Origin of the sequence: Methylophaga sp. UBA2496 (assembly GCF_002341635.1) — a bacterium.
In the GTDB taxonomy this organism is placed as follows: domain Bacteria; phylum Pseudomonadota; class Gammaproteobacteria; order Nitrosococcales; family Methylophagaceae; genus Methylophaga.
Genome location: NZ_DDOK01000008.1, coordinates 136689 through 151215, shown reverse-complemented (window position 1 = coordinate 151215; position 14527 = coordinate 136689). Strand labels below are relative to the sequence as shown.

Sequence of the window (14527 nt, the reverse complement as noted above, 5' to 3'; positions counted from 1 at the left end):
GCAACGGCATGTTGATCAATAAGCTCTTTTAAATGCAAATAATTAACAATATCATTTGCATTAAGTAATAAGCATTGTAATGAATTAACTGGATTTCCACCATCATTGAAATGTGTCGAAATTTTTAGTGGGTTTAGCTTAAACAAAGCTGGGTTAAGAAAGGATTAATACTGTGAATTAACAGCCAAAAGCTATTCAATGTTTCCCTATTTATAGTTTGTTTGCCCTTTCCCGGTGTCGCTGCAAAGCACACCGGGTTTTTTTTGCCTGAATTCAAGGGATATTTTCTGCTTGTCGTTTGCCAGATATAAGTCTAGTCGCCAGACTGTAAGGACAAAGGAGTGAGCGATGAGATTATTCACAAATATATTATGGCTTAACATTGTGGCCACTTTTGGGGCACAGGCCGATGAACCCGCTTTCAATTATAACTTTTACAGTTCAATCAGAATGCAGGCGGAAGCGGTGAGCCCGGATAATCAGCAAGCAATGTCTGCTTATCGTGGTATTCGTGATGCCTATTCAAGGGTTGGTTTTAATGCGGCGTATGAGTTTTCTGAAGATACATCGGTTTTTACCCAGCTGGAACTGCCTTTTGATAGCGCTAACTTTCGGTTTCGTGATTCGTATGACCAGGGAGAGGTTGGCCGCAATAAGGCTGAAAATATCCGGGTCGGTCTGATTGGCCTGACCAGCAGTGTCGGCACAGTAACCGCAGGTCAGCAGTGGATGCCTTACTATAATGCCATTACATTTCCAGTAGATCAGTTCAGCAGCTTTTACAGTGGCTTTGCGACTTATACGACTTTTCGGGTGAAAGAGACGCTGGCCTATCAAAGTCCACTGTGGAACGGTTTTGGATTTGGGGGTTCCTACTCAACACGTCACGGTAATATCCGTTCACCTTCAAGGATTGATGATCGACGAATCCAGGCTGTTGTCAGTTATCAGCTGGGGGAAACCCGTCTGGCCATTGGGATGGATGACCGTGGGAATGCCAGTGGCTTTAAAGACCGGTTATATGGTGTGACGTTGTCTCATGCAAAAGGACAATGGTCTATGGCAATTAAATATGAAATCACCGATACGGATAATCCAGACAGTTTTTATGGTGATAAAGCACAGGCAATAAATCTCTATAGCGCTTATCATCACGGTAAAAATACTTATAAAGTCATGCTTGCCAATGTTGAAGCTTATGGTGAATCCGTGATTCATCTTGGTATAGATCATCGAATCAATCAGGATTTACGTGTGTTTGCCGAATTTTATCAGGAGCAGGAAACCGCCGCGATGACTGCCAAACAGGCTGGGCTGGAAGGTTTTGATGCTGAGATCAGTGGTGGCAAGTTGTTTCTGGTGGGATTCCGTTATGATCTGAATATGTAAAAACTCACTCCAGCTGAAGCCAGAGTGAGTTATGTTTACCTAAGCAGATTATTTTAACCGTTCATCATTCAGCTCACCCTGCTCATTAAGCATGTCATCATGCTCCTGCATTTTCCAGGGCAGGATCCCCGGAGAGATGTGAATAAAATGCAGGTATTTTTCAAACTGATTCAGAATGTCATCAATGACCTCCTGCTGATCACAGTTGAAGATATCGTAGGCAGCACCGCCTCGGCGCATGAATATTTCCGCTCGGTAATAGCGTTTATCACCGTCCTCGTTGCTTGCCATTTGCGGATAGGCAAATGTCGGCATGGCATAACCCCGCATCCGGATCTCATAAATAAAATCGAGTTCTTCATCACGCACAACCTCAATATAGGCACGGTGCTGAGTATCATCAAAAAATACACTTACGGGCCAACCTTTGTCACGTAAAACCGTTTCAACATTTTGCATCGCCGGATAAGCTGTGTTTTTAATAAAATCAGCGACCTGTTGATAATCCGGATAGTGAATTAACCCGGCCAGACGCTTTTTCCAGTTGCCCGGTTTATGCTGCGAACTATGCATGTAGGCGGACAGGCTTGCTTCACGATGACCCTCAATGGACAGTGCCCGCCACATACCAATTGCCGCCAGCACCATAATGATGGCAAATGGCAAGGCGCTGGTAATACTCATGGTCTGTAAGGCACTTAAGCCCCCGGCGATTAACAAAGCAGCGGCAACCAGTCCCTCTAACGTTGCCCAGAATACACGTTGCCAGACCGGTGTGTTACTGGCGCCACCAGAGGCTAAAGAATCGATAACCAATGAACCCGAGTCAGAAGAAGTGACAAAGAAGGTCATAATCAAAATGACGGTAATAAAGGACACGATTGAGGTCAGAGGTAAACGCTCGTATAGCTTGAATAGTGCAATGGCTGTGTCATTCTGCACTTCGGTAATCAGGGCGGTGTATCCCTGATTCATGATCATGTTCAGAGCTGTATCACCAAAAATCGAGAACCAGATAAAAGTGAAAATGGTTGGCACCAGTAACACCCCGAATACAAACTGGCGAATGGTTCGGCCACGGCTTATTTTGGCAATAAATAATCCGACAAAGGGCGCCCAGGCAATAGTCCAGCCAAAGATGAAAAGGGTCCAGTTTCCAATCCAGTCACTGCGGGTATAGGCCTGCAGATTAAAAGTCCGTTCAACAATATTGTTCAGATAACTGCCGGTGTTCTGCAGAAAAGTCTCCAGAATCACAATGCTTGGTCCAGCGATAAAGACAAACAGCATTAGTGCCAGAGCCAACACCATATTAACGATAGAAAGACGTTTAACACCTTTATCCAGTCCAGCTACAACAGACAGAATTGCCAGCATGGTAATCCCGGCTATGGTGACCACCTGTACAAAGGTACTGACCGGTATGCTGGGCCATAAATAGTTCATGCCGGCGTTTATCTGGGCAACCGAAAGCCCGAGGGTGGTGGCAATACCAAATAAGGTGCCGAGAATGGCAATGACATCAACAGTATGGCCAATGGGACCATAAATTCGTTCCCCAATCAGTGGATAAAGTGCGGAGCGCATAGACAAAGGCAGTCCATGGCGAAAAGCGAAATACGCTAATACCAGACCGGTCAGGCCATAAATGGCCCAGATATGAAAACCCCAGTGAAAAAAGGCGATTTGCATTGCCTGTTTGGCCGCATCAACGGTTTCAGGCGCGCCTTGAGGAGGTGAGGCGTAATGCAGTACCGGTTCTGCCACACCAAAAAATAATAATGCTATGCCGTAACCCGCAGAAAACAACATGGCAAACCAGGCCGGAAAACTGTATTGCGGCTCGGCATGATCGGGGCCTAATTTGGTTTTCCCCCAACTTGAAATCGCCACCGTCACAATAAATACCAGAAAGAAAGCGACCGCCAGCATATAAAACCAGCCGAATGTTTTGGTCAGATAATTGAGTGTCGTAGCAAAGGCTTCACCGGCTAACTCCGGATTACTGATAGTCCCGATTACCAGCAATAAGGCGATAACAACGGCGGGTACAAAAACGGGTACTAATATGGTGGATGGAATTTTCGATGACTTGCTTTGCTGCATGATCAAGCTCCCTTTTTGGACTCCGAAGAATCACATAAGTCATGCAATATTATGTGCTTTATGGCCGTTATGGTCTCTGACTGACAATGCAAAATGTTCAGAAAATATTACATTATCGGCATATTGCATGCCGTATAGATAGTACAGAAAATCACCACACAAACTGATTTTGGTTTGTGTGGTGAGATAACTGTCTAGCCTTTAGGTCCGAGAAAGAACCAGATGATCAGGCCGACTACCGGGAAGAACAATAATATTAAAATCCATAACACTTTTGCTAACGTACCGGCACCACTTTTGGCCACTTTAAGAATAGCCCAAATGATGATGATCAGCCAAATAAGACCTAAAAGGCCGCCAACTTCAACACCCATTTTGTTGCTCCTTTGCTAGTGTGATATCAAGTAACTCTCCTCTAGCATAAACGATAAGCATGGTATTGAACCAACTCTTTTCAGGGCGTTGCCGGTTCAATCACCTCACCGGAGTAGGCTTTCAAGCCGCCGCCCAATGCCTTGTACAGTGTTAATTGATTTCGTAAACGCGCCAGTTGAGTATCAATTTGGGCTAACTGGGCATCAATATGACTGCGCTGCGCATCCAGAACTTCCAGATAGCTGTCTACACCGGCGTCATAACGGATTTCAGCTAACTGCAGGCTGCGACCAGTGGCTTTGGTCAAATCCTGTTGCGCATTAAGTTGCGCATCAAGCGTTTGCCTTGCCTGCATTTCATCCAGCACTTCTTTGAATGCCTGCTGGATCGTTTCCTGATAACGCGCGATATTAATATCTTTTTGCAGTTCGGCTACATCCAGGTTGGCATCGTTAACTCCCCAATCAAGCAGCGGTAGTGATAATTGTGGTGAAATTTGCCAGAGCCGACTTCCTGAGTTAGTTAAATCAGAAGGTGTTGAGCCGCCAAGACCAATAGCCGCCGTCAGACTGATTCGTGGGAAGAAAGCGGCTCTTGCAGCACCAATGTTGGCATTGGCGGCTTTGAGTTGATGTTCCGCCTGCATCACATCAGGTCTTGACAGTAATACTTCGGAAGATAAATTCACCGGTAAGTCCTGTAATGTATGTACATCTTCTCCCCATTTAGCCGTCCATTGCTGGCGGTCCAATGTTTGACCGACTAATAATTCCAGTGCGGTAAAGTTCTGATTGGCCTGTTGCTGGTAGCGTGATTCGGCAATTCGGGCTTCATGCAAAGCTGTTTCCGCCTGTCTTAATGCAAGTTCCGAGGCCAGGCCTGATTCAAATCGTTTGTTAATCAGCTCATAACTTTCTTCCCGGGCTTCGCGGGTTGAGCGTGAGAACTCCAGCTGGGCAATGGTTGCCTGCCAGCTGAACCAGGCATCAGCCACTTCAGAAACCAATGTCAATTGAATGCTTTTACGACTGGCTTCACTGGCAAGAAACTGTTCCAGTGCGGCTTGCTGTAAACTGTCAATCCGGCCAAAAAAGTCTATTTCCCAGGCCGAGATTCCGACACCAATTTGGTATTCTTCATAAATACCACCACCGCCAATAGCCTGGCTGCCGGAGCTAACACCTTCAGGTACTCTTTGACGTGTGGCACTGGCAGTGCCATCAACCGCTGGCAACCGTTCGGCACGTTGAATTTTGTACTGCGCCCGAAGCTGCTCAACCTGGAAAATGGTGGCGCGTAAATTACGATTATTTTCCAGAGACAATGCAATTAATTGTTGTAGCTGTTTGTCCTGATAAAACTCCTGCCAGCCTGTATCAGCAGCCAAAGAAGCATTGACAATCGATTCACTGCTTTCCAGCATCACTGGATTGGCTGGACGTTGATAATCAGGAATCATCGAGCAGGCACCCAGCGCTGCCGATAGTGTTATTACAGAAATCAGTTTCAATTTGGCATTCATGCCGATTCTCCTTGAGAAACCTGCTGTTTGGCAGGTGTTTTACCGGTTATCTTGCTGGCTAATGTAAAAACCAGCACAAAAAACATTGGGACAAAGAATATGGCCAGTCCTGTAGCGGTTACCATGCCGCCAAACACCCCGGTGCCGATGGCATTCTGGCTGGCAGAACCTGCACCGGTGCTGAGCATTAATGGCGTAACTCCCAGCATGAAGGTTAACGCGGTCATGGCGATGGGGCGTAACCTCATACGTACCGCTTCCAGCGTAGCATCCACTAATGACATGCCGTCTTCGTATAAGGTTTTAGCGAACTCAACAATCAGAATGGCGTTACGGGAGGACAGGCCTATCGTCGTTAACAGGCCAACCTGGAAATACACGTCATTGGACAGGCCGCGGCCTATGGCAAACAACACAGCGCCGATTATTCCCAGAGGCACAACCAGCATGACAGAGAAGGGGACTGTCCAGCTTTCATACAATGCAGCAAGGCATAAAAATACCACCAGTATGGAAATGCCATACAGCATCGGAGCCTGATTACCGGATTGTTTTTCCTGAAGGGAAATACCTGTCCATTCATAACCGATGCCATCAGGAAGTTGATTTATGATCTCTTCCACTGCCAGCATGGCATCACCGGAGCTGACGCCAGGAGCGCCTTGCCCCTGAATATTGCGAGACGAAACACCGTTGTAACGCTCAAGTCTTGGCGAACCATCGATCCAGCGTCCGCTGGTGACGGCTGATAAAGGTACCATTTCACCGGCATTATTACGTACATACCAGTTCCCCACATCTTCAGGCATCATCCTGAAGGGGGCATCACCTTGAATATAAACCTTTTTGACGCGTTGGTTGTCAATAAAATCATTGACATATCTGGGGGCCCACACACTACTGAAAGTGCGGTTAATTTCAGCCAAAGACACCCCGAAAGCGGCAGCCTTTTCATGATCGATATCGATCTTGAATTGAGGAGTATCTTCCTGACCATTTGGCCGCACGCCCATCAAGCGACTGTCCTGTGCAGCCATACCCAGAAATTGATTGCGGGCATTCATTAACGCATCATGGCCCACGCCACCGATGTCTTTTAATTGCAGGTTAAAGCCACTCGCGGTGCCAAGTTCAATAATAGGAGGTGGAACAAACGGAAACGCCATTGCATCCTTAATCTGACTGAAAAAGCCCATTGCCCGACCAGCGACCTGTTGTACATGCTGATCATCACGTGGTCGTTCATCCCAGTCTTTCATATTCACAAACGCGATACCATTATTTTGGCCCCGCCCGGCAAAGCTGAAGCCGATGACGGAAAATACAGAATCCACATTTTCTGCCTCTTCATCCAAGAAGTAATCTTCAATCTGATTCATCACTTCAATGGAGCGTTCTTTGGAAGCATTCGCCGGCAAGGTCATTTGATTGAATAAAATACCTTGATCTTCATCCGGCAGGAATGCGCCTGGCAACTTGGTAAACAGAAAAGCCAGCAATCCGACTATGATTAAGTACAACAGTGCATAGCGACCCATTCTGGTCAGAATATGTCGCACACTGCTCTGATACCCGTTACTCATTCTGTCGAAGCCACGGTTAAACCAGCCGAAAAATCCCCGCTTTTGATAATGGGCCGGATCCACAGGTTTTAATAGGGTGGCACATAGTGCTGGAGTCAGCGTTAAAGCAACCAATACCGATAACGCCATTGCTGATACGACAGTAATGGAGAATTGCCGGTAGATAACCCCGGTGGACCCTCCAAAGAAAGCCATTGGAATAAATACAGCCGAGACCACCAGGGCGATACCTACCAGTGCGCCAGTGATCTGTCCCATCGACTTACGCGTGGCCTCTCTTGGTGACAGGCCATCTTCATGCATGACACGCTCAACGTTTTCGACCACAACAATGGCATCATCCACCAGCAGACCAATCGCCAGTACCATACCGAACATGGTTAAGGTGTTTATTGAAAAGCCAAAGGCATAGAGAATGCCGAAAGTACCCAATAGCACTACTGGTACCGCAATAGTCGGTATCAGGGTGGCGCGCAGGTTCTGTAAAAAGAGATACATCACCAGAAACACCAGAATAATGGCTTCAACCAGTGTGGTGACAACGCTTTGAATCGATAATTTTACAAACGGCGTGGTGTCATACGGATACACTGTTTTCAATCCCTGGGGAAAGAAAGGTTCCAGTTCTGCCAGGCGGTCCCGAACCCCTTGTGCTGTATCCAGGGCATTGGCCCCTGAAGCCAGTGTTACCGCTAAGCCGGTAGCGGTCTGGCGGTTGTATTCGGTTTCAAACTGGTAGTTTTCACCACCCAGTTCAATCCGCGCAATATCCGCCATGCGGATCTGTGAGCCATCCTCATTGACGCGTAACAGGATATTGCCAAATTGTTCCGGGGTTTCAAGTTGAGTCTGGACGATCAGACTGGCACTGATTTGCTGGCCGGGAATGGCCGGAGCGCCGCCTAATTCACCTGCAGCGATCTGTACATTTTGTGCCTGAATGGCACTCACTACATCATCACTGGTTAAACTGTAATGCGCCATACTGTCTGCATTCAGCCAGATCCGCATCGCGTACTGTGAACCGAAAATCTGAATCTGGCCAACACCATTAACCCGGCTAAGTGGCTCCTGGATAGTACCGCCAACAAAGTCAGCAATATCATATTTATCCATCTGACCGTTGGATGAGACAAAGCCCACCACCATCATAAAGCCAAGGCCGGCCTTGTTTACCCGAATACCTTGTTCCTGAACAATGGTAGGCAATAACGGCATGGCTGCCTGTAATTTGTTCTGCACCTGTACCTGAGCAATGTCAGGATCAGTACCTGGCTCAAAAGTGATAGTTATCTCACCGACACCACTGGAGTCACTGGTTGATGACATGTAGAGCATATTGTCCAGCCCGGTCATATTCTGCTCAATGACCTGGGTGACTGTATTTTCCAGAGTCTGTGCCGCGGCACCGGGATATTGCACCCGAATATTAATTGAGGGTGGGGCAACTTCCGGATATTGTGAAACCGGTAATTCGAAAATTGCCAGTAAACCAGCAAACATAATCAGAATGGATATAACCCAGGCAAAGACCGGGTGGTCAATAAAATACCTTGCCATGTTAAGACTCCGTCCTGTTATTCATCGGGACTTGCTCTTCGTTATTATCAATTTCCACCGGTGCTTCAGGTGCTATCTTCTGCAGACCACTGACTATTAATCGATCACCGGCTGATAGTCCCTCATCAACCAGCCAGTATTGCCCGACTTCACGGCGTATTTGCAACTGACGAGGTTCGGCCTGATTATTGTCATTAACGATCATTGCTGATGCGTTACCTTCCCGATCAAATGTCACACCGCGTTGGGGCACCAGTAAAGCGTTATCTATCGAAGCTTCCTCCATTTCTGCCCGCACAAACATGCCCGGCAACAATAAACCTTCAGGGTTTGGGAACAAGGCACGTATAACGATACTGCCGGTTGATTCCTGTACATTAACTTCAGAAAACTGCAGTTCACCACGATGCGCATATTTACTGCCATCTTCTAATGTCAGCATGACTGTAGGTGCTGCAGCATCATCGATTTTTTTGTCAATCAATTGCCTCCGCAGACTAAGCAGTCTTTTTGAAGGCTGTGCAATATCGACATAGATTGGATCTATTTGCACGATGGTAGCCAACAGGTCAGCTTGTTGTGCGGTCACCAATGCTCCTTCGGTGACATTAGAGCGTCCAATCCGACCATTGATGGGAGCATTGACTTTGGTATAGCGAAGATTGATCTGTGCCGTTTCAATATTGGCTTTCGCTACTGAAACTTCAGCTTGTGATTGCAGGAAAGCAGCTAATGCATCGTCATAATCCTGCTGGCTGATTGCTTTATTGTCGATTAATCCTTTAAAACGTTGTTCACGCGCTTTGGTCGATTGCAGGTTCGCTTCAGCTCGAGCCAGTTCTGCACGGGCCATCTGTAATGCCGCCTCAAACGGTGCGGCATCAATTTGATAAAGCTGCTGACCGGCTTCTACATCAGCCCCCTCATCAAACAGACGTTTTTCAATAATGCCATTTACCTGAGGACGCACTTCTGCCTGACGGAACGCTACTGTTCGTGCTGGCAGCTCAGTTGTTAAGGTAATCGGCTGCTTAATCAGAGTAACTACATTAACCGGGGTTGCAGATGCACCATTCTCGGTGTCTTCAGCATTATTTTGTTCAGATTGACAGGCCGCCAGACCGAAAACCAACAAACTACTTAAAATGAACTGTTTAACAGATAGCTTAAAGCGTGGCATGTATTACTCCTGAGTAGATTGTCCTTCTGTACCAGTTGCCTGAGAAGGCGAGCAGGCAATGGCATCCCAGCTGGCATCAATAATGTGTGTTAGTTGCTCGCTATCAACTTTAATGACGTCTAACAGATGCTGACGAGCAAGAAACAGATAAGGTTCAAAACTTAAACTGATCAAAATATCGTCAGATAACTTTTTAATCTGATGCGTATTACGTCCTTGTTCAAAAAGTGCTTTGAGGGGTTGAAGTCCATCCCATGCATGGCTGCGCTGGCTTCGTAAAATATCCGGTGGCAAGTGATCAAACTGTGCTTTGCTATGGGTAATGCAGGGGTTTTCAATACAAAAGTGCCAAAGATTGCAGCACATGCGGCGGTATTGTTGTTTGAGTGGCAGTTGCGGGTCATGACCATCAAGTGTTGCTTTGATGAAGTCATCAATGATCTGGGTTTTCAACTCGCGAATAAGATCGTCACGATCTTTGAAATAAAGATAAATCGTACCAGTTGCAACACCTGCCTCTTCGGCTAGCTGTTTTATGGAAAAGCCGTGAAAACCATAACTGGCGAGTAGCTTTAATGTGGCACAGAAAATGGCTTCGCGTTTATCTGCAGAGGGGGCAGCAGGTGACATAGATAACTTTTTATGAATGAACGTTCATTCATAATATACATGCACTACGTTAAGGTAAAGTTAAAAAAAACAAAAAATTATATTTAATGTTCAGATCTCGTTGAGCTTTAAGAGCCGCCAGCTATATGTTGACGACTGTTCAACAGACTTGAATAAAGATGAGATGTAAGAGCTTATTTTATCAGTCGATTGTAGATGGGCTGTAAAAGCTGCTTATCGGAATCCAGGACTAATGCGTGTTCTGCACGCTGTTTGATAAGTTTTAGATGACGCGAAACCTCTGTTCCGAAAATGGCAGGTGAGTTATCGGCGAGTGCTTCCAGTGCTTTCTGTAACCTGAGTTGAACTTCGATCATGCTGGCGCCATCACGGCCAATGGGCATAAAAATATCATCAAACAAATCGCTGAGACTCAGTTCCGGTATCCAGACATTTGGATAGAGCAGTTTGTCCTCACTCTCATCAATTTTATAGTCTTTCCAATGAATCAGAATACGAATGGCCCGGTTAAGAATATCTATTGCAGTACCGGGATCATTGACTGCAGGTGAGAGTGCCCGGGAAGCTATTTCGGCTAAGACCATTAGCCCAAAACGGGGATCCTGAGAAAAAGACCGTTCATTGCCTAAGGTAATTGATGCGGTTATTGCCGACTTGGCTTCTTCAGAAAATTGACCTTTAAACCAGGCTTTGGGTTTTGCTGGATGAACAAATTCACCCGGAAGCACCAGTACACCAATTTCAGCATTATGATATTTAGCACATTGCTGGAGAGCCCCGACATCAATATGTCTTACATAACCAATAATATCGCAAAAAATCGCTGTTGCATCATCTGGAATTTCATCTTTGTTTTCCAGTCTGCGTCCGCCTAATGTGGGATGTTCAACTCGTTGCCTGATGGTATCCAACGCCGATTTTTCTACTCTATCAGAAGTTTCTCCAAGACGACCTAATTGCGACAAATGTTCTATCCAGCGCAACATGGTCACGACAATCAGGATAATGATGCCAATCGTGACGATAAACAAAATCAGTCTGCCATTGTCATCGTAAACATCTGTGCTTAAGGCGATAATGCCGACCAGACTGAAAAGAAAAGAGCCAATGAAGGTTGCCAGTACATTTTGTGTTGTCGTATCTTGTTGAACCAGTTTAGTCGCTCGAGGTGTCGCACCATTACTGGCTGCAGAATAAGCTGCCACCATGACGCTGAGGGAAAAGGTGGTGACCGCCAACATGCTGGAGGCAAGAATGTTCAGGATCTGACCAACAGCATCAGCACCGATATTAAGTGGCAGGGGAGTATTGATAATACTCTGGGCAGGAATGGCGATCAGTGCTGTAACAACAGCAAGCAAAGCAAATAAAGCGGCGCGAATCCATAAGGTTCGGGTCAATTGAGACAGTAACCATTGCCACTTGGATATCATCTGAGGGCTTCCTTGTATCCTTGCGAATTAAATTTCGCCAACCAATTTGTGGGCAATAAAAAACCGCTGTATTGCATGGCAATATAGCGGTTTAATGTGTTCTGTGGAAAGCGAATAATTATGGTGAGAACGATGATCCGCAACCACAAGTGGTAGTGGCATTTGGATTACGAATCACAAATTGTGAACCTTCAACGCCATCGGTGTAATCAATTTCGGCACCTACCAGATATTGATAGCTGGCTGGGTCTATCAGTAAAGTCACACCGGACTTTTCAACTTCGGTATCACCTTCACTGACTTCTTCTTCAAATGTAAAGCCGTATTGAAATCCGGAGCAACCACCACCCGTAATAAATACGCGCAGTTTAAGTTGGTCATTGCCTTCTTCTGCAATGAGTTCACTGACTTTTGCCGCAGCCGAATCGGTGAACAGAACTGGACTTGGCATTTCACTAGTCATGTTTTACTCCGTTTAATTCGAGGGATGTTTAGTTATTATCCAATTCTGACTAAATTAGTCAAGAATTATGAGTTTTGTTCAAGATTTAAATTGGCATCGGTTTGCGAATGTTCAAGATTTAAATTGGATTCTTCTGCTTCGCCAACATGAATCAATTGACCATTAACTTCGCTGCCCACAGCGACTTCTAAAAGTTTATAAAAAACGTTGCCGTTTATCCGTGCTTTTGCCGCCAGCTCAATATGCTCAGCAGCATAAATATTACCTTTGACATCACCATTGATAAGTTGAAATGGCACCCGAACTTCACCTTCTATGCGGCCTTTTTCACTGAGCGTCAATAATGCGGCTTCACCTTCATCAGCAGTAATATTGCCGGTAATAACGCCATCTATTCGTAAACCGCCACTAAAGTGAATATCACCTTTAATATGGGTATTTTCACCGATCAATGTTTCAATGCGAGCGGCTTTACGGTGTTTCGATTTTTTGCTGTTGAACATGAATTACCTCATTGCCCGACGGGCGTATCTGTTTGCCAATCAAAGTTACGTGAAATTAATACTTTGTCTTTCTGGCGCAAACTGACGCTGATTTGCTCCGGAACAGAAATTTCACTTAGATTGAAAACACCTTCAATAACCTGAACATGACGCAGATTCAGCGGGTGTTCGGTAACGTTAAGATCGATGGTTTTGGCTTCTTCGCCTTCACCCTCAGAATTTTGCAGTTTGATCATGACTTCACCGGTGATCGGCTCGCTGATATTTTTGCCTTGGGTTATCACCAGACGATAGCGTAATTGTTCTGGATTTTCTGCCTCCGGTCGTAACTGCAAATCCCGGATTTGCAGTTCACTGGTGCTGTTTCCTTGCGTAATGTTCTGATAAAAAAGCAGTTCTTTGTCGAGGTCGATGACTTTCTTTTGCAACTGTTCAAGTCGATTCTGCAACTGTTGGACAGTTGCCTGATGCATGGCCTGGACTTGTTGCTGATTTTGCTGTGACTCGGATTGCTGCATAAGCTGATTTTTCATAGCGGCAACCTGTTCGGTCAGATGTTTATTGTGTTCAATCAGACGCGCCTTTTCGCCACTGTCATGATTAAACCAATACCATTGAATCAGTCCGGTGATAATCACTGATAAAACAATCCACAATATGAGCCGCCAAGGGCGCTTTGGTTGAATAACATAGCTATCCAATGGCGAAGTCATCAGGGGAGAGTCGCAATAAGATTGATGCCAGCGCGCTCATCAAGATCGAACATGATATTCATATTTTGTATCGCCTGCCCTGATGCACCTTTAACCAGATTATCAATAACTGATAACACCACAACTGTATCAGCATTCTCAGGTTGATGAACGGCAATTCGACAAACATTGGCACCGCGGACACTTCTGGTTTCGGGATGCGAGCCGGCCGGCATCACATCAACAAAAGGTTCATCAGCAAAACGCTGTTCAAACAGGCTTTGCAGGTCAGTTGCTTTAAGCAGTTGACTGTACAGTGTGGCATGAATACCGCGAATCATCGGCGTCAGATGGGGCACAAAAGTCAGTCCCACTGCTGAACCATTCATCTGTTCGAGACCTTGGCGAATTTCCGGTAAGTGACGATGTCCGGCTACCGCATAGGCCTTCATGTTTTCACTGGCTTCTGTCAGTAAAGTGCCGATACTGGCTTTACGTCCGGCACCACTGGTGCCGGATTTGGCATCAGCAATCAAGTGCTGAGGATCAATCAGTCCCATCTCGAGTAAGGGCATATAGCCTAACTGCACAGCCGTTGGGTAACAGCCGGCAACAGCCACTAACTGTGCCTCACGAATTTTTTCACGGTTCAGTTCGGGTAGGCCATATACCGCTAATTCAGCTAAATGTGGACAAGTATGCGCCGTGTCGTACCACTTTTCCCATAAAGCAATATCTTTCAGACGAAAATCAGCTGACAGATCAATCACCCTTACACCGCGTTCAATTAAGGCGGGCACACTGGCCATGGCTACTGTATGCGGTGTCGCAAAAAACACTACATCACAGGCGGCCAGGGCATCGTCATCAGGAACAGTAAAACACAGGTCAACATGTCCACGCAGATTGGGATACAGGTCACTCACTGGCATACCTGCTTCGCTGCGCGAGGTGATCACCTCCAGGGAAACGTGCGGATGAACCGCTAATAACCGGAGTAATTCAACACCGGTGTAACCAGTGCCACCGACAATACCTACTTTAATCATACCTATTCTTTATTATTGGTCAGACGGCACATCATAAAAGAG

Annotated in this window: 12 protein-coding genes; 1 reads left to right on the top strand and 11 read right to left on the bottom strand. The window is 46.1% G+C overall.

The genetic code is table 11. The annotated features are described in order from the left end of the window. Positions 1 to 348: 348 nt before the first annotated feature. The gene (locus B2W60_RS12785; protein ID WP_292361311.1) at positions 349 to 1389 is read left to right on the top strand and encodes a porin; all 1041 of its coding nucleotides are present in this window, start codon (positions 349 to 351) and stop codon (positions 1387 to 1389) included. Between the two features lie 48 nt (positions 1390 to 1437). Here the strand turns inward: B2W60_RS12785 and B2W60_RS12780 are convergent, their stop codons facing one another. The 11 genes from B2W60_RS12780 to argC form a co-directional block, all read right to left on the bottom strand. After that, positions 1438 to 3495, bottom strand: coding sequence for a BCCT family transporter (locus B2W60_RS12780; protein WP_292361310.1), 2058 nt, complete (start codon positions 3493 to 3495; stop codon positions 1438 to 1440). 194 nt (positions 3496 to 3689) lie between these two features. Next, positions 3690 to 3869 (bottom strand): PLDc N-terminal domain-containing protein, encoded by a 180-nt coding sequence (locus tag B2W60_RS12775; RefSeq protein WP_226070887.1) that lies wholly within the window; start codon positions 3867 to 3869, stop codon positions 3690 to 3692. 80 nt (positions 3870 to 3949) lie between these two features. Further along, positions 3950 to 5392, bottom strand: a complete 1443-nt coding sequence (locus B2W60_RS12770) for an efflux transporter outer membrane subunit (protein ID WP_292361309.1) — start codon at positions 5390 to 5392, stop codon at positions 3950 to 3952. After that, complete coding sequence (locus tag B2W60_RS12765) at positions 5389 to 8535, bottom strand: efflux RND transporter permease subunit (RefSeq protein ID WP_292361308.1); 3147 nt, start codon at positions 8533 to 8535, stop codon at positions 5389 to 5391. Before B2W60_RS12765 ends, B2W60_RS12770 begins: the two co-directional genes overlap by 4 nt. Position 8536: 1 nt before the next feature. After that, positions 8537 to 9715, bottom strand: a complete 1179-nt coding sequence (locus B2W60_RS12760) for an efflux RND transporter periplasmic adaptor subunit (RefSeq protein WP_292361307.1) — start codon at positions 9713 to 9715, stop codon at positions 8537 to 8539. Positions 9716 to 9718: 3 nt separating this feature from the next. After that, complete coding sequence (locus tag B2W60_RS12755) at positions 9719 to 10345, bottom strand: TetR/AcrR family transcriptional regulator (protein ID WP_292361306.1); 627 nt, start codon at positions 10343 to 10345, stop codon at positions 9719 to 9721. A 173-nt stretch (positions 10346 to 10518) separates the two neighbouring features. Further along, entirely contained in the window at positions 10519 to 11778 is a 1260-nt protein-coding gene (locus tag B2W60_RS12750; protein ID WP_292361305.1) for a DUF2254 domain-containing protein, read from the bottom strand. A 118-nt stretch (positions 11779 to 11896) separates the two neighbouring features. After that, positions 11897 to 12241 (bottom strand): iron-sulfur cluster insertion protein ErpA, encoded by a 345-nt coding sequence (gene erpA, locus B2W60_RS12745; protein ID WP_069294759.1) that lies wholly within the window; start codon positions 12239 to 12241, stop codon positions 11897 to 11899. 65 nt (positions 12242 to 12306) lie between these two features. Further along, positions 12307 to 12744: a bactofilin family protein gene (locus B2W60_RS12740; protein WP_292361304.1), complete on the bottom strand. Its 438-nt coding sequence runs from the start codon at positions 12742 to 12744 to the stop codon at positions 12307 to 12309. A gap of 8 nt (positions 12745 to 12752) precedes the next feature. Next, positions 12753 to 13382, bottom strand: coding sequence for a DUF6776 family protein (locus tag B2W60_RS12735; protein WP_292361303.1), 630 nt, complete (start codon positions 13380 to 13382; stop codon positions 12753 to 12755). A 74-nt stretch (positions 13383 to 13456) separates the two neighbouring features. Further along, positions 13457 to 14485 (bottom strand): N-acetyl-gamma-glutamyl-phosphate reductase, encoded by a 1029-nt coding sequence (argC, locus tag B2W60_RS12730; protein ID WP_292361302.1) that lies wholly within the window; start codon positions 14483 to 14485, stop codon positions 13457 to 13459. Between the last annotated feature and the right edge of the window lie 42 nt (positions 14486 to 14527).

What these genes read in the sequence shown, in the direction of transcription:
- B2W60_RS12785 (WP_292361311.1), top strand. Translation starts at nt 349, where the DNA reads ATGAGATTATTCACAAATATATTATGGCTTAACATTGTGGCCACTTTT.
- B2W60_RS12780 (WP_292361310.1), bottom strand. Translation starts at nt 3,495, where the DNA reads ATGCAGCAAAGCAAGTCATCGAAAATTCCATCCACCATATTAGTACCC.
- B2W60_RS12775 (WP_226070887.1), bottom strand. Translation starts at nt 3,869, where the DNA reads ATGGGTGTTGAAGTTGGCGGCCTTTTAGGTCTTATTTGGCTGATCATC.
- B2W60_RS12770 (WP_292361309.1), bottom strand. Translation starts at nt 5,392, where the DNA reads ATGAATGCCAAATTGAAACTGATTTCTGTAATAACACTATCGGCAGCG.
- B2W60_RS12765 (WP_292361308.1), bottom strand. Translation starts at nt 8,535, where the DNA reads ATGGCAAGGTATTTTATTGACCACCCGGTCTTTGCCTGGGTTATATCC.
- B2W60_RS12760 (WP_292361307.1), bottom strand. Translation starts at nt 9,715, where the DNA reads ATGCCACGCTTTAAGCTATCTGTTAAACAGTTCATTTTAAGTAGTTTG.
- B2W60_RS12755 (WP_292361306.1), bottom strand. Translation starts at nt 10,345, where the DNA reads ATGTCACCTGCTGCCCCCTCTGCAGATAAACGCGAAGCCATTTTCTGT.
- B2W60_RS12750 (WP_292361305.1), bottom strand. Translation starts at nt 11,778, where the DNA reads ATGATATCCAAGTGGCAATGGTTACTGTCTCAATTGACCCGAACCTTA.
- erpA (WP_069294759.1), bottom strand. Translation starts at nt 12,241, where the DNA reads ATGACTAGTGAAATGCCAAGTCCAGTTCTGTTCACCGATTCGGCTGCG.
- B2W60_RS12740 (WP_292361304.1), bottom strand. Translation starts at nt 12,744, where the DNA reads ATGTTCAACAGCAAAAAATCGAAACACCGTAAAGCCGCTCGCATTGAA.
- argC (WP_292361302.1), bottom strand. Translation starts at nt 14,485, where the DNA reads ATGATTAAAGTAGGTATTGTCGGTGGCACTGGTTACACCGGTGTTGAA.